The sequence below is a fragment of the Clostridioides sp. ZZV14-6387 genome (assembly GCF_020657835.1).
GTDB classification, from domain to species: domain Bacteria; phylum Bacillota; class Clostridia; order Peptostreptococcales; family Peptostreptococcaceae; genus Clostridioides; species Clostridioides difficile_A.
The window spans coordinates 1-568 of the sequence record NZ_JAGWCW010000071.1 but is presented as its reverse complement, the minus strand read 5'-3'; the positions used below and the strand labels follow the sequence as shown (position 1 = coordinate 568).

Genomic DNA, 568 nt, shown 5'->3' with positions numbered 1-568 from the left:
TAAAAGATTACTCTACTATAGTAGCAACAACTCCTGAAGCTACTGTTCTTCCACCTTCTCTTATTGAGAATCTTAATCCCTCTTCTACAACTATTGAGTTTATTAAGTCTACTTCCATTGTTACGTTATCTCCAGGCATTACCATTTCTATTCCATCTGGTAACTTACAAGCTCCTGTTACGTCTGTTGTTCTGAAATAGAATTGTGGTCTATATCCATCAAAGAATGGTGTATGTCTTCCACCCTCTTCTTTTTTAAGTACATATACTTCTGCTGTAAACTTTGTGTGTGCCTTTACTGATCCAGTTTTTGCTAGTACTTGTCCTCTTTCTATCTCACTTCTTTGTACTCCTCTTAATAATGCTCCTATATTATCCCCTGCTTGTGCTTGGTCTAATAATTTTCTGAACATCTCTACTCCTGTTACTACTACTTTTCTTGGTGCTTCTGTTAATCCTACTAATTCTACTTCGTCTTGTACTTTTAGTACTCCTCTTTCTACTCTTCCTGTTGCAACTGTTCCTCTTCCTGTGATTGAGAATACGTCCTCTACTGGCATTAAGAATGG

Annotated in this window: 1 protein-coding gene; it reads right to left on the bottom strand. The window is 37.0% G+C overall.

The window, feature by feature from the left end; genetic code table 11:
* Positions 1–7: 7 nt before the first annotated feature.
* Positions 8–568: EF-Tu/IF-2/RF-3 family GTPase (locus KGF38_RS19965; RefSeq protein ID WP_255646277.1), on the bottom strand; the 561-nt coding region annotated here is incomplete at its 5' end.